Here is a 25,884-nt window from a genome sequence, read left to right on the forward strand (position 1 = left end):
TTTATACGCCCTGCCAGCTGGCCGGGCGGCCGCACCCGCAAACGCCGAAAGGCCGCGGGTGAGGAAAGTCCGGGCTCCATGGAGACACGGTGCCGGTTAATGGCCGGCGGGGGCGACCCCAGGGAAAGTGCCACAGAAAGCAAACCGCCCCGACTTTGTCGGGGTAAGGGTGAAAGGGTGGGGTAAGAGCCCACCGCGCGACTGGCAACAGGAGCGGCACGGTAAACCCCACCGGGAGCAAGACCGAATAGGGACGGTGCGGGGGGAAACCCTCGAGGGCTGTTTCCGGCTCACCGTCCGGGTAGGTTGCGTGAGGCGCATGGCAACGTGCGCCCAAGATGAATGGCCGCCACGTTCTCGCGCCGCAAGGCGCGAGGGCCATACAAAACCCGGCTTACAGGCCAGCTGGCAGCTTTCTCAAGGAGCAAGCATTAACCTTTCGATATCAGAAGGTTGCGCCCTCGGGTGCAGCCTCTGATTCAAGGGCGCGGCGCTGCTTTGCCCTACCACAGGAGACAGGGGCTTTCCGCCGGGTTCCTTGAAACTGGTACGATTAAATCGTACCATCATGGTTCATCATCGGGAGCCTACCATGGGTCAAGTCGACAAACGCAGCATCACGCTGTCGCCGGAACTGGCGCAGGCGGTCGATGATGTGGTCGCGGCGGGAGAATATGCCTCTGCGAGCGAGGTCATCCGTGACGCGCTGAGGCAATGGAAGGACCGCCGCGACCTGATGGGCTACACGGTCGAGGAATTGCGCAAGCTGGTGCAGGAGGGGATCGACAGCGGGCCTGGTCGGTTTGTTTCGATGGATGAAATCAAGGCGGAGGCCCGCAGGCGTCTGCGATCTGACGATGCGGCATGAAGTTGCTGCCTGTCGACCGCAGCGCTCGTGCAGAAGAGGATTTGGTTGCGATCTGGCTTCATATTGCGCGCGACAACGAGGCAGCAGCCGATCGGCTGCTTGATCGCTTCGCGGCAAGATTGGCGGCAATTGTCGACTTATCCCTTCTCAGGTGCGCCACGCGACGACATAGCGCCGGGTATCCGCCACCTGATTGTCGGCGAGTATCTAACCCTATACCGGGTCGGCGGTGATGCGATCGAAATTCTTCGCGTGCTGCATGGTCGTCGCAACATCGAAGCCGATGAACTCGGCTCGTAATCGATCTGTCAGCCGCTGATCCTGTCCAGCGAGGCCTCGATCGCCTCCCAGAGTTCTTCCACGGGCTCACAGCCGACCGACAGGCGTACGAAACCAGCCGGCACCGCGTCACCTCGCTTCAGACGCCGCTCGGCGGAGGTGTGGACGCCGCCGAAGGAGGTCGCGGCCTGCATCAGGCTGCAATTGTTGATGAAATCCTCGGCTTTCTGCTCTGAAGCGAGTTCGAAGGAGATCAGGAAGCCGAAGCGCTCCATCTGGGCTCGGGCAAGATTGTGGGACGGGTCGCCGTTCAGGCCAGGAAAACGCAGTCCGCGCACCGCGCGATGTTCCCTTAGCCGGTGTGCGATCGTTTCCGCCGACGAGCACATCCGGTCGAAACGCACCTCCAGTGTTTCAAGGCCGCGATGCACCAGCCAGGCTTCGAATGGCCCGGGAATGCCGCCGACCATTCCGCGCCAATCCGTCACCTTGGCGATGATGTCGGTGTCGCGACTGGCGACGTGACCGAACAACACATCCGAGTGACCGTTGACGGCCTTGGTGTCGGCGGAGACGACGATGTCCGCACCGAAATCGAGTGGACGCTGACCGAATGGCGTCATTGTCGTGTTGTCGACGACAAGGATCGCGCCCTGCTCGTGAACAGCTTTGGCGACGGCCGAAATGTCGCATATGTCCAGACGCGGATTGGAGGGGGTCTCGACGAAGACCAGCCTGTAGCCTTCGAAGCCGCCGTCAAGGAAAGTCGGCGTCGGCCTGGTGTCGCAGGCTATGCCGAGCGGCTTCAGGAAGCGTTCGGCCATCGCGCGCGTGGCATGGTAGCCGTCAGCGGGCAGGAGCACGCGATCGCCTGATTTCAGGAGTGCGAAAAACACCGAGGAAATTGCGCCCATACCAGAGGGAAAGGTCAGGCATTGTGCATTTTCCAAATGGCCGAGCGCATGTTCCACGGCGCGCCAGGTCGGGTTGTCGTAGCGGCCATATTGATCGAATCCGGTCTCGGTGCCCGGCGTGTGAAAGATCGAGGCCATGGTCAGCGGCAAGGGGATCGGATCGCCGTTGGCGAAATCGCGGCTACGCAAATGGGAAAGTTCGGCGGCGCGTGACCTTGCCGTCTCGGACATGAGTTCGATCCTTGTTGGTGCGCGGAAAACGCCGGTCGACGCTATGCGCGGGGATGATCCGCGGCAAGCCACGTCTTTTGGGCCAGAGGGTTCTAAACGCTTCGTTAGGCTTAATGGAACATAAAAAGGAGACGTGCTGTCAAAGCCGTTCCCATCGGCATGGTGCGCGTGTTTGTGAAGCCTATTCCCGTTGACGCCCATAGTGCCCCATGATATCCCATTTGCATACCAAAGCATTCGTTCCGTGTCAGAGTAAAGCGTACGCCAATCGGGCAGCCGCGGCGGCTGCGCTTTTGCCGGTTTTCGCCCGTATGGACGAGGTGGTTGCGGGGCAGGGAATGCGCGGCGGTGGCGCATGCGACACGATGAAAAGGGGTGCGGCGGCGCAAGCGGCCGTAACGTGTGATGGACCGGTTTCTGTCGAACACGGTGAGCAGGATCGATGCGAAGGGGCGGGTTTCCGTTCCGGCGCATTTCCGTGCCGTGGTGCAGAAGCGCGGCTATTCGGAACTCTATGCGCTGCGTTGCCTGGACCTGCCGGCGATGGATGTCGGTGGGCTCGACCTGCTCGACCGCTACGAGCAGCGCATCGCGCAGGAAGACCCCTTTCTGCGGACGGCGGACGACATGTCGTTCTTCTGCCATGGCGACGGAGCCTTCCTGAAAGTCGACCAGGACGGCCGTATAACCATGACCGATTTCATTCGCGAACATACCGGCATCTCGGCGGAGGTGGCCTTTGTCGGACGCGGCAATTTCTTTCAGATCTGGGAGCCGGGACGGCTTGCGACGTACGGGGCGCAGGCGCGGGCCAGGCTTTTGCAGCTTCGGCAGGGGACGGCTCACGAGGCCAAGGCTGGGGAGCGACCGGAATGATGGCGGGCCACGGCGATGATATCAACGCCGTTGGCGGATCGGTCCGCCACATTCCGGTCCTCCTTGGCGAAGTGCTGGAAGCGCTGGCGCCGGCGGAGGGCGAAATCATCATCGACGGTACGTTCGGTGCCGGCGGCTACACCAGGGCCATCCTGGCTGCTGGCGCCTCCGTGGTTGCCATCGACCGCGATCCCGACGCCATCGCGGCAGGCCGCGACCTCGAGGCGCGGTCAGGCGGCCGGCTGAGGCTGGTGCAGGCGCCGTTCTCGACGCTCGACGAGCATGTCGACAGCGCCGATGGCGTCGTGCTCGATATCGGCGTCTCCTCGATGCAGCTCGACCAGGCCGAGCGCGGCTTTTCCTTCCGCTCCGACGGCCCGCTCGACATGCGCATGGCGCAGGCCGGCGCGAGCGCCGCCGATGTCGTCAACAGTTTCAAGCCAGGCGACCTTGCCCGCATCTTCGGCTTCCTCGGCGAGGAGCGCCATGCCGGCCGTATCGCGCGCATGATCGAGGCCCGGCGCGAAAAGCGGCCGTTCGAGCGCACGCTGGAACTCGCCGACGCCATCGAGACGCATATCGGCCGCGCGCCGAAGGACAAGATCCATCCGGCGACGCGCGTCTTCCAGGCGCTGCGCATCTTCGTCAATGACGAGCTCGGCGAACTGGCCAGGGCCTTGCTGGCGGCCGAGCGCGCGCTGAAGCCGGGCGGACGCCTTGTCGTGGTGACGTTCCATTCGCTGGAAGACCGCATCGTCAAGCGCTTCATCGCCGACCGCGCCGACGCCGCGAGCGGCTCGCGCCACCTTCCCGAGGCGCAGGCGCGCAGTGCCACCTTCCGCAAGGTCGGCGGCGGCGTGACGGCGGGTGACGCCGAGGTCGCCGCCAACCCGCGCGCGCGTTCGGCGAGATTGCGCGCGGCGGTCCGCACCGAGGCGCCGGCGCGCAGCGGCGATTTTTCGATCTTCGGCCTTCCAAAACTTCCTGGCATCGACCGGCCGGGGGAGAGGTAAGCACGTGTTTCGTACCAGCGACATCGTCCTGATCGCCGTCATGGTTTCGGCGGCCGCCCTTACCTACAAGGCCAAGCGCGAGGCCGAGGACCAGTTGGCGGCCGTGCAGAAGATTCATGCCGAGATACGCTATGAGGAGGACACGATCGATCTGCTCAAGGCCGACTGGAGCCTGCTCACCCAGCCATCGCGGCTGCAGAAGCTGGCCGAGCTCTACAAATCGCAGCTCGCACTGGAGCCGGTCAGCGCCCGGCAGATCGTAGGCCTGGGCGACCTGCCGGCAAAGGCCCTCGACATCCAGGACATCCTGAACGGGCGCCAGGGCGCCATGGCCGACAATTCCGACAAGGCGCCTTCGGGCGACAAGGATCCCGTCGTGACCGGAGACATCGCCCAATGATCGGCAAACTGCTGAAGCGCTTCGCCACGGTAAGCCGCGCCAGGACGGGTGGGGACGGATCGATCGTGGTCGAGGGCGCCCGCAAGGCGACCGGCGGCAAGGGCAAAGCGCGCATCGTGATGACGATGGCGGTGTTCTTCGGCATCTTCTCGACGATATCGGGGCGGCTGGTCTATCTCGGTTTCCAGACTCCCGACCTGTCGGGCGGTCCGCAGAGCCGGGTGACCGCATCGCGTCCCGACATTGTCGATCGTAACGGCGAAGTGCTGGCTACCGATATCAAGACGGCGTCGCTGTTCGCCGAGCCGCGCCGTATCGTCGATGCCGACGAGGCGATCGAGAAACTGTCGACTGTGCTGCCCGACATCGATTACGAGCAGACCTACCACAAGCTGAAGAGCGGCGCCGGTTTCGTCTGGCTGCAGCGGCAACTGACGCCCAAGCAGCAGGCCGACATCTTGCAACTCGGCATTCCCGGCTTTGGCTTCCGCACCGAAAAGCGCCGTTTCTATCCGAGCGGCGAAACCTCGTCCTACATCGTCGGCCTGACCAACATCGACAACCAGGGCATCTCCGGCATGGAGAAATATATCGACGAGCAGGGCCTGAGCGACCTGCAGGCGTCGGGCCTTGCGGTGGCGAGGGACCTCAGGCCGGTGAAGCTTTCGATCGATCTGCGCGTCCAGCATGTGGTGCGCGACGAGATCGCCGCCGGCCTGGAACGCTATCGCGCCATTGGCGCTGGCGCGGTCGTGCTCAACGTCAAGACCGGCGAAGTGGTGGCCATGGCCTCGGTGCCGGACTTTGATCCGAACAATCCCTACAACGCACAGGACAAGGACCGGCTCAACCGGATGTCGGCGGGGCTCTATGAGATGGGCTCGACGTTCAAGAGCTTCACCTCGGCCATGGCGCTCGATTCCGGCAAGGCGACGATGTCGAGCCGCTTCGACGCTTCGCATCCAATCCGGGTCGGCCATCAGGCCATCCACGATTTCCACGGCAAGAACCGTGTGCTGTCGTTGCCGGAGGTGTTCCTCTATTCGTCCAACATCGGATCGGCCAGGGAGGCAGAGCTGGTCGGCATAGAGGCGCACCGCGAATTCCTGCATCGTCTCGGCATCCTGGAAAGGATGCAGACCGAATTGCCCGAAGTCGCGCGCCCGACTGAGCCGAAGGTCTGGAAACAGGTCAATTCGTTCACGATCGCCTTCGGCCATGGCGTCTCGACGACACCGCTGCAGGCTGCTGTCGGCTGCGCGGCGTTGATGAATGGCGGCTTCCTGATGAACCCGACCTTTCTGGTGCGTACGCAGCAGGAGGCCATGGCCACCGCCAAGAGGGTCGTGAGCGAAAAGACCGTCGAGGGCATGCGCTACCTCTATTCGCTCAACGCCGAGAAGGGGTCGGCCAGGAACGCCCGGGTCCCCGGCTACCGCGTCGGCGGCAAGACCGGAACAGCCGAGAAGGTCATCAACGGCCGTTACTCGAAGGAGTTGAATTTCAACACCTTCGTCGCCGCCTTCCCGATGGACGATCCGCAATATCTGGTGTTCACGATCGCCGACGCCCCGCATCCGGAAAAGCCCGGGATGACCGACGTCGCGGCCAACAATGCGGGGGTCATGGCCGGCAATATCATCAGGCGTTCAGCGGCCATGCTTGGCGTGAAGCCAGATTTCAGCCATGAAAATGGTGCAACGCTGGTTTCCTATCAGTGATTCTTGCGGCGCGCCGGCAACTGCGCGCTATTTTATTGCGGTGAACGGGACTCGATGAAGCTCAAAGATCTAGCCGGTATCCTGCCAGTCGAAGGAACAGCTTCCGCCGATCTGGAGGTTACCGGCCTCGCGTCCGATTCCCGCCAGGTAAAGCCGGGCGTCGTCTTTTTCGCGCTTGCCGGGACCAGGGCCGATGGCGCGACTTTCGCCGCCGACGCGGCCAGGCGCGGCGCCGCCGCGGTCGTCGCGGGCAAAGGAGGCGCTCTTGCCGATTTGCCGGTTCCGGTGCTGGCGGTCGATGATCCGCGCCTGGCGCTGGCGTTGAGCGCCGCCCGCTATTTCGGCAAACAGCCGCAAACCATGGTCGCGGTGACGGGCACCAGCGGCAAGACGTCGGTCGCCGCCTTCACCAGGCAGATTTGGGAGCAGGCGGGATACGCTGCCGCCTCGATCGGCACCACTGGCGTGGTCGCGCCCGGCCGCAACGAATATGGTTCGCTGACGACGCCGGATCCGGTTGCCCTGCACCAGTTGCTGAGGGAACTGGCCGATGCCGGCGTTACCCACGCCTCGATGGAGGCCTCCAGTCACGGGCTCGACCAGCGCCGCCTCGACGGAGTGAAGCTCGCCGCCGGCGGCTTTACCAATCTCGGCCGCGACCACATGGATTATCATCCGACGGTCGAGGATTATCACCGCGCCAAACTGCGCCTGTTCGACACGCTGCTGCCGAAGGGCGCGCCCGCCATCATCTTCGCCGACGATCCGTGGTCGGAACCGACTATAAGGGCGGCGCGGGCCGCCGGGCTCGACGTGCTGACGGTCGGCCGCCATGGCGATTTCCTGAGGCTGAAGCGGGTCGAGCACGAACGTCATCGACAGCGCGCCGAGGTCGAGGCCGACGGTGTGATCCACGAGATCGACCTGCCGCTCGCCGGCGATTTCCAGATAGCAAATGCGCTGGTTTCGGCGGGGCTTGCCATTTCCACCGGAACACCCGCCGTCAAGGCCTTGGCGGCATTGGAGAAATTGAAAGGCGCGCCGGGCCGGCTCGATCTGGTCGGCACCACGGCGAGCGGCGCTCCGGTCTATGTCGATTACGCCCACAAGCCCGATGCCCTGGAAAACGTGCTGGCCTCGGTGCGCCCGTTCACCACCGGTCGCGTGTTGGTGGTGTTCGGCTGCGGCGGCGACCGTGACCGTGGCAAGCGACCGATCATGGGCGAGATCGCCACCCGGCTCGCCGACGTCGTCATCGTCACCGACGACAATCCGCGCTCTGAAGTGCCAGAGACCATCCGTGCCGCCATTCTTGCCGCGGCGCCCGGCGCCATCGAGATCGGCGACCGGCGCAAGGCAATCCACGAGGCTGTCGGCATGCTGCATGCCGGCGACACGCTGATCGTGGCCGGCAAGGGCCACGAGGAAGGCCAGACGATCGGCTCGGAAACCCTGCATTTCTCCGACCACGAGGAAGTGCGCGCCGCGCTCAGGGAGCGTGCCGCATGAGTTTGCTGTGGACGTCGGAAGCGCTGGTTGCCGCCACGGACGGGCGGCCGTTGGGTCCCATGCCTGAAGGCATATCGGGCATTTCGATCGACAGCCGCAGCCTGCAGCCGGGCGATGCCTTCTTCGCCATCAAGGGCGAAGCGATGGACGGCCACGACTTCGTCACCGCGGCCATCAAGGCCGGCGCCGGCGTGCTGGTGGTGGCCGAAGGCAAGCTGCCGTCTCTCGGCCGTTTGACCGCGCCGATCATCGTCGTCGAGGATGTGCTGGTCGCGCTGGAAAAACTCGGTGTCGCGGCGCGCGCCCGCTCGCAGGCCAAGATCATCGCGGTCACCGGTTCGGCAGGCAAGACCACAACCAAGGAGGCGCTGCGCCACGTGCTTTCGGCCGTCGGCAAGGTGCATGCCTCGGCGCAGTCCTTCAACAACCATTGGGGTGTGCCGCTGACGCTGGCCCGTATGCCCGCCGATTGCGACTATGCCGTGTTCGAGATCGGCATGAACCATCCCGACGAGATCCGGCCGCTAGTGAAAATGGTGCGGCCGCATGTCGCCATCGTCACCATGATCGCCGCCGCGCATCTTGGCTTCTTCCGCAATCTGGACGAGATCGCCAAGGCCAAGGCCGAGATTTTCGAGGGACTTGAGCCCAACGGCGCGGCTATCCTCAACCGCGACGATGCGCGTTTCAAGCTGCTGGACAAGATGGCACAGGCTGCCGGTGTCGAACATGTCTATGGCTTTGGCGAGAATGCGCGCTCGACCTTCAAGCTGGTCAAATGCGAGTTGCATGCCGACCATTCCGACATCGCCGCCAGGATCAACGGCCATGACATGATCGCGCGTATCGGAGCTCCCGGCCGGCACATGGTACAGAACGTGCTGGCCGTGCTGGGCGCCGCGCATCTGGTCGGCGCCGATCTCGACAAGGTGGCATTGGCACTGGCCGATCTCTCGGCCGAGCGCGGGCGCGGCAAGCGCCACCTGCTGCGTTATCCAGGTGGCTCGGCTTCGGGTCATCCCGGCGGCCCGATCACGCTGATCGACGAGAGCTACAACGCCAACCCGGCCTCAATGGCGGCCGCCATGGCGCTGCTCAACGCGACGCCGGTGACGGGCGAGGGCAGACGCATCGCCGTGCTTGGCGACATGCTGGAGCTCGGCGATCACTCGGCCAAGCTGCATGCCGCTCTTGCCGATCTCATCGTCGACACGGGCACGCGGACGGTCTTTCTCGCCGGGCCGGAAATGCGGTCGCTGGCGCAAGCACTGCCCGGCGATATCAGGACGGAATACCGCGCCGGCGTCGAGGAATTGAAGCCGGTGCTGCTCGCCGCGCTGAAGCCGGGCGACGTGGTGATGATAAAATCGTCGAAGGGCATCGGTTTTTCAAAACTGGTCGATGCGCTGCTGGGCAAATTCCCGGCCGAGACGACAACCAGCAAGCTGACCTAGGTCAAGTCGGGGTACGAAACGCATGTTCACACTGCTGGTCGATTTCGCGGACAAGATCTCGGTCTTCAATGTCTTCCGCTACATCACGTTCCGCACCGGCGGGGCGCTGATCACCTCGGCGCTGATCGTCTTCATCTTCGGCCCGACCATCATCAATTCGTTGCGGCTCAGGCAGGGCAAGGGTCAACCGATCCGCGCCGACGGGCCGCAGACGCATTTCAAGAAGGCGGGTACACCGACCATGGGCGGGCTGATGATCCTGTCCGGCATTATCGGCTCGTCGCTTTTGTGGGCGAACCTGTCGAGCATCTATGTCTGGGTCGTGCTTTTGGTGACACTCGGCTTCGGTTCGATCGGCTTTTACGACGACTATCTGAAGGTGACCAAGCAGTCTCATCTCGGCTTCTCCGGCAAAGCGCGGCTTGCGTTGGAATTCGTTATCGCCGGCATCGCCGCCTGGGTGATCATCCGCAACGGCCAGGCGCCGTTTTCGTCGTCGCTGACATTCCCCTTCGCCAAGGAACTCATCATCAACCTCGGCTGGTTCTTCATTCCGTTCTCCTGCTTCGTCATCGTCGGCGCCGGCAATGCGGTGAACCTGACAGACGGCCTCGACGGCCTAGCGATCGTGCCGATCATGATCGCGGCTGCGTCCTTCGGCGTTATCGCCTATCTCTCGGGCAACGCGGTGTTCGCGGAATATCTGCAGATCCACTTCGTGCCCGGAACCGGCGAACTGGCGGTCGTGCTTGGCGCCGTGATCGGTGCCGGCCTCGGCTTTCTCTGGTTCAACGCGCCGCCGGCGGCGATCTTCATGGGCGACACCGGGTCGCTGGCCATGGGCGGCCTGATCGGCACGGTCGCGGTCGCCACCAAGCACGAGATCGTGCTGGTCATTGTCGGTGGCTTGTTCGTGGTCGAGATATTCTCGGTCATCATCCAGGTCGGCTATTTCAAGATGACCGGCAAGCGCGTGTTCCTGATGGCGCCGATCCACCATCATTTCGAAAAGCTCGGCTGGACCGAAAGCCAGGTGGTGATCCGCTTCTGGATCATCGCCGTCATCCTGGCGCTGGTCGGCCTCTCCACCCTCAAGCTCAGATAGGCCGGCATTTGATCCCCGCCGAATCCTTCGCAGGCAAGCGTGTTTCGCTCTTCGGGCTCGGCGGCTCGGGGATCGCCACGGCGCGCGCCCTGATCGAGGGCGGTGCCCAGGTGCTGGCCTGGGATGACAATCCCGACAGCGTCGCCAAGGCGGCGGCCACCGGCATCGCCACCGGCGACCTGCGTGGCGCCGACTGGGCCGGCTTTTCCGCCTTCGTGCTGTCGCCCGGCGTGCCGCTGACCCATCCCAAGCCGCACTGGACCGTGGAACTGGCGCGCGGGGCGGGCGTCGAGGTCATCGGCGATATCGAGTTGTTCTGCAGGGAGCGGACGCAGCGTGCGCCGGATGCCCCCTTCATCGCCATCACCGGCACCAACGGCAAGTCGACGACGACAGCACTGACCGCGCATATCCTTCAAGCCGCCGGGCGCGACACGCAGATGGGCGGCAATATCGGCCGCGCGGTGATGACGCTCGACCCACCCGAGCCCGGTCGGAATTATGTGGTCGAATGCTCGTCCTACCAGATCGACCTTGCGCCCTCGATCAATCCGACGGCCGGCATCCTGCTCAACCTGACACCAGACCATCTCGACCGCCACGGCACCATGCAGCACTACGCTTCGATCAAGGAGCGCCTGGTGGCGGGCAGTGATACGGCGATCATCGGCATCGACGATTCCTGGTGCGCGCAGATCGCCGAGCGGCTGGAGCGGGCGGGGCGGCAGGTCGTCCGCATTTCCAAGCGCCTGCCGCTGACCGACGGCTATTTCGCCGACGGCACCAACCTGATGGAAGCCGTGCATGGCCGCTACAGCCGTGTCGCCTTCCTCGAAGGCATCGGTTCGCTGCGCGGGCAGCACAATGCGCAGAACGCACTGGCCGCCGTCGCCGCCTGCCTCAAGGTCGGGCTCGACCTCGGCGAGATCCAGTCCGGGCTGGAAAGCTTCCCGGGCTTGGCCCACCGCATGGAGCAGGTCGGCCGCAAGAATCATGTGCTGTTCGTCAACGATTCCAAGGCGACCAACGCCGACGCCGCGGCACCGGCGCTGTCCAGCTTCAGCCGCATCTACTGGATCGCCGGCGGCCTGCCGAAGGAAGGCGGCATCGAGCCGCTGCGCGGCTTCTTCCCGCGTATCGCCAAGGCCTATCTGATCGGCGAGGCCGCCCCCGCCTTTTCGGCGACGCTCGGCGAGGCCGTGCCCTACGAGATATCGGGCACGCTGGCGGCCGCGGTCGAGCATGCCGCGCATGACGCGGCCCAGGACGACAGCGGCGAGGCGGTGGTGCTGTTGTCGCCGGCCTGCGCCAGTTTCGACCAGTTCAAGAATTTCGAGGTCCGCGGCGAAGCCTTCAGGCAAGCTGCGAGCGCTATAGATGGCCTCAAACCCATCGGAGGGGCACGATAATGCAGAGCCGTCTCGACAAAAGTCCGGTCGCAACCTGGTGGTGGACTATCGATCGCTGGTTCCTGGCGGCGTTCCTGTCACTGATGGGCCTCGGCATCGTGCTGTCCTTCGCGGCAAGCCCCGCGGTGGCCGAACGCATCGGCCTCGACAGTTTCCACTTCGCCACCCGACAGATCATCTTCACCGTGCCGGCGCTCGGCGTGATGCTGGCGGTCTCCTTCCTCGATGCCAGGCAGATCCGGCGCATGTCGCTGATCATGCTGTGCCTGATGCTCGTATTGATGGTGGCGGTGCTCTATATTGGCGTCGAGGTGAAGGGTGCCCGCCGCTGGGTGTCGCTCGCTGGCCTGTCGATCCAGCCCTCGGAATTCCTCAAGCCGGCCTTCGTCATCATGTGCGCCTGGCTGTTCGCCGAACACAAGCGCCAGCCCGACATTCCCGGCAACCTGTTCGCCATGCTGCTGCTGGTGCTGGTCGTGTCGCTGCTGGTGGCGCAGCCGGACCTTGGCCAGACGATGCTGACGACAGGCACATGGGGCATCATGTTCTTCATGGCGGGGCTTCCCTGGCTGTGGATCATCGTGCTGGGCGCTGCCGGCGTCGGCGGCGTCTTCGCCGCCTATACGGTGTTTCCGCATGTCGCGCTGCGCATCGACAAGTTCCTAACCGGCGAAGGCGACACCTTCCAGGTGGACATGGGCCGCGATGCCCTGATCAATGGCGGCTGGTTCGGCGTCGGACCGGGCGAGGGTACGGTCAAGCGGGTCATCCCGGACAGCCATGCCGACTTCGTCTTCTCGGTCGCGGGCGAGGAATTCGGGCTGATCATGTGCTTCTTCATCATGTCGATCTTCGCCTTCATCGTGCTGCGCGGCCTCAACAGTGCGCTGAAGGAGCATGACGACTTCACGCGCTATGCGGTTGGCGGTCTGGTCACCGTGTTCGGCCTGCAGGCCGTCATAAACATGTGCGTCAACCTGCAGCTGGTGCCGGCCAAGGGCATGACGCTGCCGTTCATCTCCTATGGCGGCTCCTCGCAGATCGCCATCGCCATCTCGATGGGCATGGTGCTGGCGCTGACGCGCAAGCGGCCGGAAAAGCGCAAGCAGATGGGCTTTACGCTGCCGCAGCGCGCCATGCCGGCGGAGTGACATGGCCAGAGGCGTTATCCTTCTCGCGGCGGGCGGGACCGGCGGGCACCTTTTCCCAGCCGAAGCGCTGGCGCATGAACTGAACGAGCGCGGCTGGGCGGTGCATCTGGCGACCGACACCCGCGCCGAGCGGTTTGCCGGCCATTTTCCGGCCGCAGCCATTCATCCAATCCAGTCGGCGACGTTGGGCTCGAAAAATCCTTTCGCCCTGCTTGGCGCCTTCTGGAAAATCTGGAGCGGCGTGCGCCAGGCTTCCGCCATCATCGGCAGGATCAAGCCGGAGGCCGTCGTGGGCTTTGGCGGCTATCCGACCTTGCCGCCGCTCTATGCGGCGACGCGGCGCAAGGTGCCGACGCTGATCCATGAGCAGAACGCGGTAATGGGGCGCGCCAACCGGGCGCTGTCGGGCCGTGTCGATGCGATCGCCGGCGGCTTCCTGCCGCAGGATGAGAGTGCGGCCGGGGCCAAGACGGTGACCACGGGCAATCCGGTCAGACCGGCGGTACTCGAAGCGGCCAGGACACCTTACGTGGCCTCAACCGGGGAGGAACCTTTCCGCCTGCTGGTGTTCGGCGGTAGCCAGGGCGCGCAATTCTTTTCGGATGCGATGCCGCCGGCGATCGCGTTGCTTTCCGATGCACAGCGCAGGCGGCTTGTCATTACCCAGCAAGCTCGGGCCGACGACGTGGCCCGGGTGAAGAATGCCTATGCCGCACTTGGCGTCGCCGCCGAGGTCTTGCCGTTTTTTACCGACATGGCAGCCCGCATGGCGGGCGCGCATCTGGTGGTCTCGCGTTCCGGCGCCTCGACCGTGTCGGAGATCGCCGTCATCGGCCGGCCGGCACTGCTGGTGCCCTATCCCTATGCGCTCGACCACGACCAGGCGGCGAATGCGGCAGCGCTCGCGGCCGCCGGCGGCGGCGAGGTGTATGTGCAGTCCTCGCTTTCGCCGGAGCGCATTGCATCCCTCGTCAGCGGACTGATGGACAACCCTGAACGGCTCGCGGCCATGGCCGCGGGCGCGAAGTCGGCCGGCAGGCCGGACGCGGCACGGTTGCTCGCCGATCTCACAGAGGCTATTGCGTCCCGCAAAACAGTATCGGATTTGAGGAAGGGGACGCACGCATGAAGATGCCGCAGACGATCGGCCTTGTGCATTTCATCGGCATTGGCGGCATCGGCATGAGCGGCATCGCCGAAGTGCTGCACAATCTCGGCTACAAGGTGCAAGGGTCGGACCAGGCCGACAGCGCCAATGTGCAGCGGCTGCGCGACAAGGGCATCGAATGTTTCGTCGGCCACAAGGCCGAGAATCTCGGCGATGCCGAGGTCGTCGTCGTTTCGACGGCGATCAAGAAATCGAACTCGGAACTGAAGGCGGCGCGTGAAAAGCTGCTGCCGATCGTGCGCCGCGCCGAAATGCTGGCCGAATTGATGCGCTTCCGCCAGGCTGTCGCGATCGGCGGCACGCATGGCAAGACGACGACGACGTCGATGGTGGCGACACTTCTCGAAGCCGGCGGGCTCGACCCGACCGTCATCAACGGCGGCATCATCAATGCCTATGGCACCAATGCCCGCATGGGCGACGGCGAGTGGATGGTGGTCGAAGCCGACGAGAGCGACGGCACCTTCCTCAAGCTGCCTGCCGACATCGCCGTCGTCACCAACATCGATCCCGAACATCTCGATCATTATGGCAGTTTCGACAATGTGCGCGAAGCGTTCCGCCAGTTCGTCGAGAACGTACCGTTCTACGGCTTCGGCGTGATGTGCACCGATCACCCCGAAGTGCAGGCCCTGGTCGGGCGCATCGAGGACCGCCGCGTCATCACCTATGGCGAGAACGCACAGGCCGATGTGCGCTTCACCAACCATCGCATGGCGGGGGCGACCTCGGAGTTCGACGTAATCATCCGCGACCGCAAGGGGCGCGGCCAGACGACGATACCGGGCCTGCGCCTGCCGATGCCCGGCCGCCACAATGTCTCCAACGCGACCGCCGCGATCGCGGTCGCGCATGAACTCGGCCTGTCGGCCGAGGCGATCAAGAAAGGCCTGTCGTCCTTCGCCGGCGTCAAGCGCCGCTTCACTCAAACCGGCTCCTGGAATGGCGTCGAAATCTTCGACGACTACGGCCATCATCCGGTCGAGATCGCGGCGGTGCTGAAAGCGGCGCGCAGCGCCACCAAAGGGCGCGTGATCGCCATTGCCCAGCCGCATCGCTTCACCCGGCTGCACGATCTGTTCAACGAGTTCTCCGCCTGCTTCAACGATGCCGACACGGTGATGGTGGCCCCGGTCTACGCCGCCGGCGAAGAGCCGATCGATGGCGTGACATCGGATGCGCTGGTGTCGCGCATCCGCGCCGGCGGCCACCGTGACGCGCGCTATATCGAAGGTCCGGCCGATATCGCGCCGATCGTTCGTGACCTCGCCAAGCCCGGCGACTTCGTCGTCTTCCTCGGCGCCGGCAACATCACCCAATGGGCCTATGCGCTACCGAAGGAGCTTGCCGCCTCATGACGAACGGCCAGGCCCTGATCGACAGACTTGGCGACGGGTTGGCCGGCCTGCGCGGCCGCATCACGCCGAATGCCGAGATGGACAAGATCACCTGGTTCCGTGCCGGCGGCCTCGCCGAGGCGCTGTTCCAGCCGGCGGACGAGGATGACCTTGCCGCGTTCCTCAGGGCGGTCCCCGAAGACGTTCCCTTGACCATCGTCGGCGTCGGCTCGAACCTTCTGGTCCGCGACGGGGGCATTCCGGGCTTCGTCGTCAGGCTTTCGGCCAAGGGCTTTGGCGAGGCCGAGGTCGTTTCCCCGATCCGGATCAAGGCAGGCGCCGCCACGCCCGACAAGCGTGTGGCGGCGGTGGCGCTCGAGGCAGGTATCGGCGGCTTCCATTTCTACCACGGCATTCCCGGCGCCATCGGCGGTGCACTGAGGATGAATGCCGGCGCCAATGGTGTCGAGACGCGCGAGCGCGTCGTCGAGGTGCGTGCGCTCGACCGCAGGGGTAATGTCCAGACATTGAGCAATGCCGAGATGGGCTATGCCTACCGCCATTCGTCGGCGCCGTTCGGGCTGATCTTCACCTCGGCCGTTCTCGAAGGCTTTGCCGAGGACAAGGCGGTGATCAAGACAGCGATGGACGCTGTGCAGAACCATCGCGAGACCGTGCAGCCGATCCGCGAGAAGACCGGCGGCTCGACCTTCAAGAATCCGGAAGGCACCTCGGCCTGGAAGGAGATCGACAAGGCGGGCTGCCGCGGCCTGATGATCGGCGGTGCACAGATGTCGCCGATGCACTGCAACTTCATGATCAACACCGGCATCGCGACCGGCTACGACCTCGAATATCTCGGCGAGACGGTGCGCGCGCGGGTGCTCGAGCATTCGGGCATCCGGCTGCAGTGGGAGATCAAGCGCATCGGCAATTTCCGCCCCGGACACGCCGTTCAGGAGTTCCTCGGCCAGCTTCTCTAGCGCATCTTGAAGTTCACGTGATGCGTGAACTTCAACGGGATCGAAATGCCGTGAAATCGTTGCCGCAAAGACTCAGCGGAACGGTTTTCGCAGCCATTTTCTCAGAAAGTGAATCTCTCGGAATCATAGGTACTTGCCAGTGAATCAACTCTCTGATTCTCTGCCCTGAAGCGTTTCCTGATTTGAGTCGTTCGACGCGTTCCCGCGTTTTCCGTCTGGGGGGCAACCTGCCGGGAGACTCGGACTCAATGTTGCGGAAATCTTGGATTTTTGGTCCGCCATGAGAGGGGATGACGGGGAATGAAGAGCAAGCATGTGGCCGTATTGCTGGGAGGTTTCTCGTCCGAGCGGCCCGTGTCCCTGTCTTCCGGAAAGGCCTGTGCCGATGCGCTTGAACAGGAAGGCTACTGGGTCACCCGCGTCGATGTCGGGCGCGATGTCGGATCGGTGCTTGCCGAACTCAAGCCCGATGTGGCCTTCAATGCGCTGCACGGGCCTTTCGGCGAGGACGGCACCATCCAGGGCATCCTTGAATATCTCGGCATTGCCTACACTCATTCCGGGGTGCTCGCCTCGGCGCTCGCCATGAACAAGGAGCAGGCGAAGAAGATCGTCAAATCGGTCGGCGTTCCGGTCGCCGAATCGAAGGTCGCCAATCGTTTCTCCATCCAGAACAAGCATCCGATGAAGCCGCCCTATGTGGTCAAGCCGGTCAGCGAGGGGTCGAGCTTCGGCGTCGTCATCGTGTCGGAGGGGCAGTCGCACCCACCGCAGGTCATCGGGTCGTCCGAGTGGAAGTATGGCGATACCGTCATGGTCGAGCGCTACATCCATGGACGCGAGCTGACTTGCGCCGTCATGGGCGACGTGGCGCTTGGCGTCTGCGAGATCATCCCGACGGGTCACTCCTTCTACGATTATGATTCAAAATATGTCGCGGGCGGATCAAAACACGAATGCCCCGCAAAAGTTTCACCGAATATTTACCAAAAAATACAGACACTGGCGCTCAAGGCTCACCAAGCTGTCGGCTGTCGGGGCGTCTCCCGGTCGGACTTCCGTTATGACGATCGTCACTCCGAAAATGGCGAGGTTGTATGGCTCGAGGTCAACACTCAGCCGGGCATGACGCCGACGTCTCTGGTGCCTGAAATTGCCGCCCATGCCGGGCATACGTTTGGTGAACTGTTGAGTTGGATGGTGGAGGACGCTTCGTGTCTGCGTTGAAATGGGGACAGGGCAAGGTGAGGGGCGCGGCCGGGCCGTCGCTGTTCGGCCTGCCATTGTCGTTGGACCATTTCGTTCTGCCGCGCGCGCTTCGCCGCCCGGTGCGCATCCTGGCGCGCCTTGGCAATGGTGAATTCCAGGCGCCGAGGTTCTCCGCCGCGATCATGTCGTCGGTGCTGCTGGCCTCGAGCGGGGCCTATGGCGCTTATCTTGGCGGTCATGCCGACGGCATCATTCAGAGCATCACCGCCCGCACCGGCTTCGCCGTCGATCAGGTCAAGGTGGTCGGCAACCGGCAGACTTCGGAGATCGACATTCTCGACAGGCTCGAGCTCGATGGCTGGACGTCGCTGATCGGTTTCGATGCTGAGGCCGCGCGGGAACGCATCGCGACCTTGCCGTGGGTCCAGGTTGCCGCGGTGCGCAAGGTCTATCCGCACACGCTGGAAGTGCGCGTCGAGGAGCGGGAGGCCTTCGCGCTCTGGCAGCAGGGCAACGATCTCTCGGTCATCGAGAAGGATGGCGCCGTCATCGCGCCGTTTTCGGGCGGCAAGCAGGTGCTGCTGCCGCTGTTGATCGGCACCGGCGCGCCCGCCAAGGCGCCTGCTTTCCTGGCCAAGATCGAACAATATCCCGACCTCGCCAGCCGCATCAAAGGCTATGTCCGCGTCGGTGAGCGGCGCTGGGACCTGAAGCTGGACAACGGCATCACCGTCAAGCTGCCCGAGGATGGCGAGGACAAGGCGCTCGCCGAACTCGTCAGGATGGACCACGACAAGGGCCTGTTGTCGCGCGATATCACCGCTGTCGACATGCGCCTGTCAGACCGGCTGGTCGTGGAATTGACACCCGAGGCCGCGACCCAGCGCGAGGCGGCGCTCGACGAGAAGCCGAAGACTTTCAAGCGCAAGCCGGAGACGAAGATATGAGCTGGCTTGGCGGTTCTGGCGATGCCTCGCGCCGGTCCGGCACCCTGACGGTGCTGGATGTGGGCTCGAACAAAGTCTGCTGCATGGTGGCGAAGCTGAAGCCGAACGATGACGGCAAGCTTTTGCGCGGCCGCTCGCATCGGATACGGGTGATCGGCATCGGCCATCAGAAATCGCAAGGCGTGAAGTCGGGGGTCGTCGTCGATCTCGACCGCGCCGAGCACGCCATCCGCCTCTCCGTCGACGCCGCCGAGCGCATGGCCGGGCTGACGGTCGATTCGCTGATCGTCAACATGACCGCCGGCCGGCTGAAGAGCGAAAGCTTCTCGGCCACGATCAATCTTGGCGGGCACGAGGCCGACGAGGCCGACATCAAGCGCGTGCTCGGCGCCGGCGCCAAGCAGGCGCTCAAGGCCGAGCGCGAGGTGATCCATTCGCTGCCCGTTGGCTTCTCGCTTGACGCCGAGCGCGGCGTGCGCGATCCGCGCGGCATGGTGGGCGATGCGCTTGGCGTCGACATGCATGTGCTGACCGGTGACGCGGCGCCGATGCGCAACCTGGAGCTCTCCATCAACCGTTCGCATTTGTCGGTCGAGCGCATGGTGGCAACGCCTTATGCCAGTGGGCTGGCCGCCCTGGTCGATGACGAACTGGAAATGGGGGCCGCCTGCATCGACATGGGCGGCGGCACGACGACGATCTCGGTGTTTTCGGAAGGCAAGTTCGTTCATGGCGACGCCATCGCTATCGGCGGCAACCATGTGACGCTCGACATGGCCAAGGGGCTTTCGACCTCGCTCGACGCCGCCGAGCGGCTGAAGGTGATGCACGGTTCCGCACTGCCGGGCAGCGCCGACGATCGCGACCTGGTCTCGATCCAGCCGATCGGCGACGATGGCGACGTGCCGCTGCAGATACCGCGTTCGGTGATGACGCGCATCGTGCGCGCCCGCATCGACGAGACGCTCGAACTCCTGCGCGACCGGCTCAACAAGTCCGGCTACGGCAATGCGGTCGGCAAGCGCGTCGTGCTCACCGGCGGCGCCAGCCAGCTGGCCGGCCTGCCGGAAGCGGCGCGCCGCATCCTGGGGCGCAATGTGCGCATCGGCCGTCCGCTCGGCGTGGCGGGCCTGCCGGAAGCGGCGAAAGGCCCGGCATTCTCGGCCGCGGTCGGGCTTCTGATCTATCCGCAGATGGCGAGCTTCGAGAGCCATCCGGCGAAAGGCATTTCCGGTCTCAGGATGACCGGAACGGGCGGAAAACTGCATCGCATGAGTCAGTGGTTGAGAGACAGTTTCTAATTGACGGGGACAGCCCCATAGGCGGCCGCGGCGGCGAAGCGGCGTGAAAGGCAAAGGACGGAGACAATGACGATCAATCTGCAGAAGCCGGACATCACCGAGCTTAAGCCGCGCATCACCGTATTCGGTGTCGGCGGCGGCGGCGGCAATGCCGTCAACAACATGATCACCGCCGGTCTGCGCGGTGTCGAGTTCGTTGTCGCCAACACCGACGCGCAGGCGCTGACCATGTCGAAGGCCGACAGGCTGATTCAGCTCGGCGCGCATGTCACCGAGGGGCTTGGCGCCGGCTCGCAGCCGGAAGTCGGCCGCGCCGCGGCGGAAGAGTGCATCGACGAGATCATCGACCATCTCACCAACACCCATATGTGCTTCGTTACCGCCGGCATGGGCGGCGGCACCGGCACGGGTGCTGCTCCGGTTGTTGCCCGCGCAGCCCGTGAGAAGGGCATCCTCACCGTCGGCGTCGTCACCAAGCCGTTCCACTTCGAAGGCCAGCGCCGCATGAAGACGGCCGACATGGGCATCGAGGAACTGCAGAAATGCGTCGATACGCTGATCGTCATTCCCAACCAGAACCTGTTTCGGCTGGCCAATGACAAGACCACCTTCGCCGATGCCTTCGCCATGGCCGACCAGGTGCTTTACTCCGGTGTCGCCTGCATCACCGACCTGATGGTCAAGGAAGGCCTGATCAACCTCGACTTCGCCGACGTGCGTTCGGTGATGCGCGAGATGGGCAAGGCGATGATGGGCACCGGCGAGGCTTCGGGCGAGGGCCGCGCGATGGCGGCAGCGGAAGCCGCGATTGCCAACCCGCTGCTCGACGAGACCTCGATGAAGGGTGCCAAGGGGCTGCTGATCTCGATCACCGGCGGCCGCGATCTCACCCTGTTCGAAGTCGACGAAGCCGCAACCCGCATCCGCGAGGAAGTCGACCAGGACGCCAACATCATCCTGGGCGCCACTTTCGACGAGGAGCTCGAAGGCGTCATCCGCGTCTCGGTGGTTGCCACCGGCATCGACAAATCGGCGGCTGAAATCGCCGCCGCGCCGATCTCGATCCGTGCGGCGCCGCCGAAGCCGACCGCCCGTCCGGCCGTCGCCGCGGTGGAGAGCCGCCCGGCGCCGGTCCAGCAGACGGTGTATGAGCCGCGCGCCGCCGATCCGGTTGCTGAAGCCATCCAGTTGGCTGAAGCGAACGCCGCCGCCATGGCGCAGGCTCGCCCGGCACCGGTCGCCCATGCGGACGATTTCCGCCCGCAGAGCAAGATCTTCCAGGCGCCGCCCGCTCAGCCGCAGCCGATGCCTCAGCCTGTCGTCCAGCAGATGATGCACCCGGCCCCGCAGCCGCGCGAGATGCTGCGTGAGGTTCACCAGCCGGTGGCGATGGCGCCGCAGCGCATGCCGCGCGTCGAGGACTTTCCGCCGGTCGTGAAGGCGGAGGTGGATGCCAAGAGCCGTCCGTCCGACCACGAGAACAGCGGGCCGATGGGGCTCCTGAAGCGCCTGACCAATGGCCTGACCCGTCGCGAAGAGGAGCCCGCACGGCTGCAGCCGGCGCAGCCGCGGGAACCCAAACTGCGCCAGGCCGCACCGGAAGTGCGACGCCTCGCCAGCCAGGATGCCCAGCTCTACGCGCCGCGGCGCGGCCAGTTGGACGACCAGGGCCGCCTGACGCCGCAGGTGAGGACGACTCAGGACGACGATCAGCTGGAGATTCCGGCGTTCCTGCGCCGCCAGGCCAACTGAGCGGTTAACGGACCGTAACAATTGTTAACAGGCAGGCAAGAAATTGCTTGCCTGTTAACGTTTAAAACGCTGTATGATCAATCGGTTATGAGGTCGTTTGCGCCCCGGTTCGCGGTTACAATGGGTAAGAAACCGTGATTTGGAGTCTCCCTGCCGGGACATTATCTTCGCTGCCTACCACAGTCGGTCTGCCGGGATTTCGGGGAAGTGGCCCTGCCTGCCGATTTAACAAGAGCCGCGCCCTCGGGCTGGAGAAGCGGACCTCGGCATTTCGGGCTATGGGGATTGTCTTGCACGACCACCAGACGACAGTGAAGACGCGCGCGTCGCTTACGGGCACCGGCGTTCACAGCGGCAAAGAAGTTTCCATCAGTTTCCTGCCCGCGGATGCCGACACCGGCATCGTTTTCCAGCTCCTCAATGGCGACGGTGAGGGCCGTGAGTTCCGCGCCCTGTTTTCTGAAATCGGCGCCACCGACCTTTGCACCATGCTTGGCGATCCCTCGGGCGAGCACATCGCCACGGTCGAGCACATCATGGCCGCCCTGTTCGGGCTCGGCATCGACAATGTCATCATCGAGATCGACGGCCACGAGGTCCCGATCCTCGACGGCAGCGCCATGGCGTTCGTGGAAGCCATCGACCAGGCCGGCATCGAGACGCTGGCCGTCAAGCGCCGCTACATAAGGGTGGTCAAGCCGGTCCGCATCGAGAACGGCGCCTCCTGGGCCGAGTTCAGGCCTTATGACGGCACCCGCTTCGAAGTCGAGATCGATTTCGAAAGCCCGGCGATCGGCCGTCAGCTCTTCGCATCGGACATCAATGCCAATATTTTCCGCCGCGACATCGCGCGGGCCCGCACCTTCGGCTTCATGAAGGACGTCGAACGGCTGTGGGCCGCCGGCTATGCGCTGGGATCCTCGCTGGAAAATTCCCTGGTGATCGGTGACGACAACCGCGTCATCAACGTGGGCGGACTGCGCTACCCCAACGAATTCGTGCGCCACAAGACGCTCGACGCCATGGGCGACCTGGCGCTGGCCGGCACGCGCTTCATCGGCTGTTTCCGTTCCTATCGTGGCGGCCACAGGCTGAACGCCGCCGCGCTGCGGCGCCTGCTGTCGGACCGCACGGCCTTCGAGATCGTCGAGACGACCCGCCGCGAGCGTGGTCGTGCGGCGGAAATGAATGCCGTCAATGCGCCGCTCTATGCGCCCTGGATGATCTGATTTTCTTAGTCTTTTTCGGATTCCATGGCGGTTCGGGTGTTGCATGAATGCATCATCCATCAGCGAAATCGCATGGATTTTTACGCCGCAATCCGCCGCCACAAAAATGTGCGATTGGCTGGACATAGCGTTGCCGGGCAAGGCGGTTATGGTTTATGGCTGCTGCCGTCGATTATTGCATGTCGCTCAAAAGTGGGGACCAGTTTTGGGACAACAGCATGCAAGAGGCATTAAAATAACGCCGAAAGGGCGCAACCCAATCATGTTCTTCAAGCGAGTCGGTCAATCGAAGGCGCCGCAGCGGTCTGTTTTCCTGGCGCTTTCGGTGGTTGTTCCATCGCTCTTTCTGTCGGCCTGCATGTCGTCAGAGAAAGACATCGACCTGTCGACCTATGTCGACCAGACCGAGCCGGCCGACGTCCTCTACAATCAGGGCCTCGCCAACATGAATGCGGGACGCCTGGACGAGGCGAGCAAGAAGTTTGACGCCGTCGACCGCCAGCACCCCTATTCGGAATGGGCTCGCAAATCGATGGTCATGGGCGCGTTCGCCGACTATCGGAAGGGCAGCTACGACGACGCGATTCAGTCGGCAAAGCGGTATCTGGCCCTCTATCCGTCGACGGATGACGCGCCCTACGCCCAGTACATCATCGGTCTCAGCTACTATCGCCAGATCAAGGACGTGACGCAGGACCAGAAGGAAGCACGCCAGACCCTGCAGACGATGCAGGAGCTGGTGACGCGCTGGCCGACGTCGGAATATGTCGACGACGCCAAGGAAAAGATCCGCTTCGCCAACGACCAGCTCGCCGGCAAGGAAATGCAGATCGGGCGCTACTATCTCGAGCGCCGCGAGTACATCGCCGCCGTCAAGCGCTTCCGCACCGTTGTCGAAAGCTATTCCAATACCCGCCATGTCGAGGAAGCGCTCGCCCGCCTCACCGAAAGCTACTACGCGTTGGGCTTGACCTCGGAGGCCCAGACGGCCGCCGCCGTGCTCGGTACCAACTATCCCGACAGCTCGTGGTACAAGGATTCCTACAAGCTGCTGCAGAGCAACGGGCTGGCGCCGCGCGAAAATGCCGGATCGTGGATATCCAAGGCCGGGAAGCTGATCACCGGCGCCTGACCGCGGAGCGCCCGGGCGAAGCACGCGTAAGCGCTTTTCGGATTGATCCGAAGCTCAAACAAAAAGATAGTGCGGCGCTGCGACTCCAACTGTCGGGTGCCGCCTTAAATCTTTTTGTTTCGTGCCTGCCGTATCCCGAAACCGGGGTCCACTTTTGGGCGGCATGCAATAGGTCCGGGTTCTGATGCTTTCCAGACTGTCGATCCGAGATATCGTCCTGATCGAAAAGCTGGACATCGACTTCCAGCCGGGTCTTTCCGTGCTGACCGGCGAAACCGGCGCGGGTAAATCCATCCTGCTCGATGCCCTGTCGCTGGCGCTCGGCGCGCGCGGCGATGCCTCGCTGGTGCGCCATGGCGCACCCCAGGGCCAGGTCATTGCCGTGTTCGATGTTCCGCGAAACCATCCGGTGCGCGCGCTGCTGGCCGAAAACGCTATCGAGGATGATGGCGACGTCATCCTGCGCCGCGTGCAGACGGCGGACGGCCGTACCCGCGTTTTCGTCAACGACCAGCCGTCCAGCGTGACGCTGATGCGCGATGTCGGCCGCGCGCTGGTCGAGATTCACGGCCAGCATGATGAACGCGCCCTGGTCGATCCCGGCGCGCACCGCGATGTGCTCGATGCTTTCGGCGGCCATTTCGGCGCCGTCCGCTCGACCGGCGAGGCGTGGCGGCACTGGCGCGCCTGCGAGCAGGAGCTGACGCGCCATCGCGCCAAGGTGGCGGCCGCAGCGCGCGAGGCAGACTATCTACGCGCCGCGGTTGCCGAACTGACCAGGCTCGATCCGCAGCCCGGCGAGGAAACCGAACTTGCCGAACTGCGCGCTCACATGATGCGCGCCGAGAAGATCGCTTCCGAAATTAACGACGCGCAGGATGTGTTGTCGGGCCCGTCCTCGCCCTTGCCGCAACTGGCAAGCTTGCTGAGGCGACTGCAGCGCAAAGCGACGGAGGCGCCCGGACTGCTCGAGGACGTGGTCAAGTCGCTGGATGAAGCGATGTTGTCGCTCGACGCGGCGCAATCGGGGGTCGAGGCAGCGCTGCGCGCCACGGAATATGACCCGCAGCGGCTGGAGAAAGCGGAAGAGCGTCTGTTTGCACTGCGCGCGGCGTCGCGCAAGCACAGCGTCGCCGTCGACGACCTGGCGCAGCTGCGCGACACGATGGTTGCCGACCTCGCGGACCTCGATGCCGGCGAGGAGCGCTTGCACGGACTGGAAACGCAGGCGGCCGCCTCGCGCGAAACCTACGATATCGCCGCCGCACAGCTGTCCTCGCTTCGCCATGCCGCGGCGGTCGGCCTGACCAAGGCGGTGATGGCCGAATTGCCGGCGCTGAAGCTCGAGCGCGCTGCCTTCATCGTCGAGATGAAGAGCGAGGCTGAGAGCCGCATGGAAGAGGGCATCGACCAGATCGAGTTCTGGGTGCGCACCAATCCGGGCACGCGGGCCGGGCCTATGATGAAAGTCGCGTCCGGCGGGGAGCTGTCACGCTTCCTGCTGGCGCTGAAAGTGGCGCTTGCCGATCGCGGCTCCGCGCCGACACTGGTGTTCGACGAAATCGACACCGGCGTGGGCGGCGCGGTCGCGGACGCCATCGGCCAGCGGCTGGCGCGGCTGTCGAAGCGCGTCCAGGTGCTCTCCGTCACCCACGCGCCGCAAGTGGCAGCGCGCGCGGCAACACATTTCCTGATCTCCAAATCAGGCAGCACCGACCGCGTCGCGACCGGAATTGCCGAGATGGACAGGACGGCGCGGCAGGAGGAGATCGCCCGCATGCTGGCCGGCGCCACGATCACCGACGAGGCGCGTGCCGCCGCCGAGCGGCTGCTGCGGGAGAACACCAACGCGGCATGAGAAATAACCGGCGTCTGGACCGAGTCAGGATATGGCTC

22 protein-coding genes, 1 other RNA gene and 1 pseudogene are annotated in these 25,884 nt (G+C 64.3%); 23 read left to right on the forward strand and 1 reads right to left on the reverse strand.

Annotated elements, in window-relative coordinates:
- Nucleotides 1-13: 13 nt before the first annotated feature.
- From rnpB to LB556_RS31760, 4 genes and pseudogenes are all read left to right on the forward strand, one after another.
- Nucleotides 14-413, forward strand: an RNA gene (gene rnpB, locus LB556_RS28145) — RNase P RNA component class A.
- A gap of 179 nt (nucleotides 414-592) precedes the next feature.
- Nucleotides 593-868 carry a type II toxin-antitoxin system ParD family antitoxin gene (locus LB556_RS28150; RefSeq protein ID WP_224570841.1) on the forward strand — a complete coding sequence of 92 codons (276 nt, stop codon included), beginning with the start codon at nucleotides 593-595 and terminating at the stop codon, nucleotides 866-868.
- Nucleotides 865-933: pseudogene (locus LB556_RS32100) on the forward strand (type II toxin-antitoxin system RelE/ParE family toxin); the annotation flags it as partial. The gene LB556_RS28150 and the pseudogene LB556_RS32100, both read left to right, overlap by 4 nt.
- A 64-nt stretch (nucleotides 934-997) precedes the next feature.
- Nucleotides 998-1,168, forward strand: coding sequence for a type II toxin-antitoxin system RelE/ParE family toxin (locus LB556_RS31760; protein ID WP_263485573.1), 171 nt, complete (start codon nucleotides 998-1,000; stop codon nucleotides 1,166-1,168).
- 8 nt (nucleotides 1,169-1,176) lie between these two features.
- Here the strand turns inward: LB556_RS31760 and LB556_RS28160 are convergent, their stop codons facing one another.
- Nucleotides 1,177-2,292: a cystathionine gamma-lyase gene (locus LB556_RS28160; RefSeq protein WP_224570843.1), complete on the reverse strand. Its 1,116-nt coding sequence runs from the start codon at nucleotides 2,290-2,292 to the stop codon at nucleotides 1,177-1,179.
- A 405-nt stretch (nucleotides 2,293-2,697) separates the two neighbouring features.
- Between LB556_RS28160 and mraZ the strand changes: the two genes are divergently transcribed.
- The 19 genes from mraZ (at nucleotide 2,698) to recN (ending at nucleotide 25,846) form a co-directional block, all read left to right on the forward strand.
- Nucleotides 2,698-3,168 carry a division/cell wall cluster transcriptional repressor MraZ gene (gene mraZ / locus LB556_RS28165; RefSeq protein WP_224570844.1) on the forward strand — a complete coding sequence of 157 codons (471 nt, stop codon included), beginning with the start codon at nucleotides 2,698-2,700 and terminating at the stop codon, nucleotides 3,166-3,168.
- The gene (gene rsmH, locus LB556_RS28170) at nucleotides 3,165-4,181 is read left to right on the forward strand and encodes a 16S rRNA (cytosine(1402)-N(4))-methyltransferase RsmH (RefSeq protein WP_224570845.1); all 1,017 of its coding nucleotides are present in this window, start codon (nucleotides 3,165-3,167) and stop codon (nucleotides 4,179-4,181) included. The genes mraZ and rsmH overlap by 4 nt, the downstream gene beginning before the upstream one ends.
- 4 nt (nucleotides 4,182-4,185) lie before the next feature.
- On the forward strand, nucleotides 4,186-4,581 hold the full coding sequence (locus tag LB556_RS28175; protein WP_015317203.1) for a hypothetical protein: 396 nt from the start codon (nucleotides 4,186-4,188) through the stop codon (nucleotides 4,579-4,581).
- The gene (locus LB556_RS28180; RefSeq protein WP_224570846.1) at nucleotides 4,578-6,302 is read left to right on the forward strand and encodes a peptidoglycan D,D-transpeptidase FtsI family protein; all 1,725 of its coding nucleotides are present in this window, start codon (nucleotides 4,578-4,580) and stop codon (nucleotides 6,300-6,302) included. The genes LB556_RS28175 and LB556_RS28180 overlap by 4 nt, the downstream gene beginning before the upstream one ends.
- Before the next feature lie 54 nt (nucleotides 6,303-6,356).
- The gene (locus LB556_RS28185) at nucleotides 6,357-7,811 is read left to right on the forward strand and encodes a UDP-N-acetylmuramoyl-L-alanyl-D-glutamate--2,6-diaminopimelate ligase (protein ID WP_224570847.1); all 1,455 of its coding nucleotides are present in this window, start codon (nucleotides 6,357-6,359) and stop codon (nucleotides 7,809-7,811) included.
- Complete coding sequence (locus LB556_RS28190; RefSeq protein ID WP_224570848.1) at nucleotides 7,808-9,265, forward strand: UDP-N-acetylmuramoylalanyl-D-glutamyl-2,6-diaminopimelate--D-alanyl-D-alanine ligase; 1,458 nt, start codon at nucleotides 7,808-7,810, stop codon at nucleotides 9,263-9,265. Before LB556_RS28185 ends, LB556_RS28190 begins: the two co-directional genes overlap by 4 nt.
- Nucleotides 9,266-9,287: 22 nt before the next feature.
- Nucleotides 9,288-10,370: a phospho-N-acetylmuramoyl-pentapeptide-transferase gene (gene mraY, locus LB556_RS28195; protein ID WP_224570849.1), complete on the forward strand. Its 1,083-nt coding sequence runs from the start codon at nucleotides 9,288-9,290 to the stop codon at nucleotides 10,368-10,370.
- An 8-nt stretch (nucleotides 10,371-10,378) separates the two neighbouring features.
- On the forward strand, nucleotides 10,379-11,779 hold the full coding sequence (murD, locus tag LB556_RS28200; protein ID WP_224570850.1) for a UDP-N-acetylmuramoyl-L-alanine--D-glutamate ligase: 1,401 nt from the start codon (nucleotides 10,379-10,381) through the stop codon (nucleotides 11,777-11,779).
- Nucleotides 11,779-12,930 (forward strand): putative lipid II flippase FtsW, encoded by a 1,152-nt coding sequence (gene ftsW, locus LB556_RS28205; protein ID WP_224570851.1) that lies wholly within the window; start codon nucleotides 11,779-11,781, stop codon nucleotides 12,928-12,930. The genes murD and ftsW overlap by 1 nt, the downstream gene beginning before the upstream one ends.
- A 1-nt stretch (nucleotide 12,931) precedes the next feature.
- Nucleotides 12,932-14,059, forward strand: coding sequence for an undecaprenyldiphospho-muramoylpentapeptide beta-N-acetylglucosaminyltransferase (murG, locus tag LB556_RS28210; RefSeq protein ID WP_224570852.1), 1,128 nt, complete (start codon nucleotides 12,932-12,934; stop codon nucleotides 14,057-14,059).
- Nucleotides 14,056-15,456, forward strand: a complete 1,401-nt coding sequence (gene murC, locus LB556_RS28215) for a UDP-N-acetylmuramate--L-alanine ligase (protein WP_224570853.1) — start codon at nucleotides 14,056-14,058, stop codon at nucleotides 15,454-15,456. The genes murG and murC overlap by 4 nt, the downstream gene beginning before the upstream one ends.
- Complete coding sequence (gene murB, locus LB556_RS28220) at nucleotides 15,453-16,418, forward strand: UDP-N-acetylmuramate dehydrogenase (protein WP_224570854.1); 966 nt, start codon at nucleotides 15,453-15,455, stop codon at nucleotides 16,416-16,418. Before murC ends, murB begins: the two co-directional genes overlap by 4 nt.
- A gap of 300 nt (nucleotides 16,419-16,718) precedes the next feature.
- Complete coding sequence (locus tag LB556_RS28225; protein ID WP_224570855.1) at nucleotides 16,719-17,645, forward strand: D-alanine--D-alanine ligase; 927 nt, start codon at nucleotides 16,719-16,721, stop codon at nucleotides 17,643-17,645.
- Nucleotides 17,633-18,574 carry a cell division protein FtsQ/DivIB gene (locus LB556_RS28230; RefSeq protein WP_224570856.1) on the forward strand — a complete coding sequence of 314 codons (942 nt, stop codon included), beginning with the start codon at nucleotides 17,633-17,635 and terminating at the stop codon, nucleotides 18,572-18,574. Before LB556_RS28225 ends, LB556_RS28230 begins: the two co-directional genes overlap by 13 nt.
- Nucleotides 18,571-19,875: a cell division protein FtsA gene (gene ftsA, locus LB556_RS28235; RefSeq protein ID WP_224570857.1), complete on the forward strand. Its 1,305-nt coding sequence runs from the start codon at nucleotides 18,571-18,573 to the stop codon at nucleotides 19,873-19,875. Before LB556_RS28230 ends, ftsA begins: the two co-directional genes overlap by 4 nt.
- A 66-nt stretch (nucleotides 19,876-19,941) precedes the next feature.
- Nucleotides 19,942-21,627, forward strand: coding sequence for a cell division protein FtsZ (gene ftsZ, locus LB556_RS28240; protein ID WP_224570858.1), 1,686 nt, complete (start codon nucleotides 19,942-19,944; stop codon nucleotides 21,625-21,627).
- A gap of 278 nt (nucleotides 21,628-21,905) precedes the next feature.
- Entirely contained in the window at nucleotides 21,906-22,856 is a 951-nt protein-coding gene (gene lpxC / locus LB556_RS28245; RefSeq protein WP_224570859.1) for a UDP-3-O-acyl-N-acetylglucosamine deacetylase, read from the forward strand.
- Between the two features lie 262 nt (nucleotides 22,857-23,118).
- Complete coding sequence (locus LB556_RS28250) at nucleotides 23,119-23,988, forward strand: outer membrane protein assembly factor BamD (protein WP_224570860.1); 870 nt, start codon at nucleotides 23,119-23,121, stop codon at nucleotides 23,986-23,988.
- 184 nt (nucleotides 23,989-24,172) lie between these two features.
- The gene (gene recN, locus LB556_RS28255; protein WP_224570861.1) at nucleotides 24,173-25,846 is read left to right on the forward strand and encodes a DNA repair protein RecN; all 1,674 of its coding nucleotides are present in this window, start codon (nucleotides 24,173-24,175) and stop codon (nucleotides 25,844-25,846) included.
- Nucleotides 25,847-25,884: the final 38 nt, after the last annotated feature.

This window comes from Mesorhizobium sp. ES1-4 (genome assembly GCF_020164745.1).
GTDB lineage: Bacteria > Pseudomonadota > Alphaproteobacteria > Rhizobiales > Rhizobiaceae > Mesorhizobium.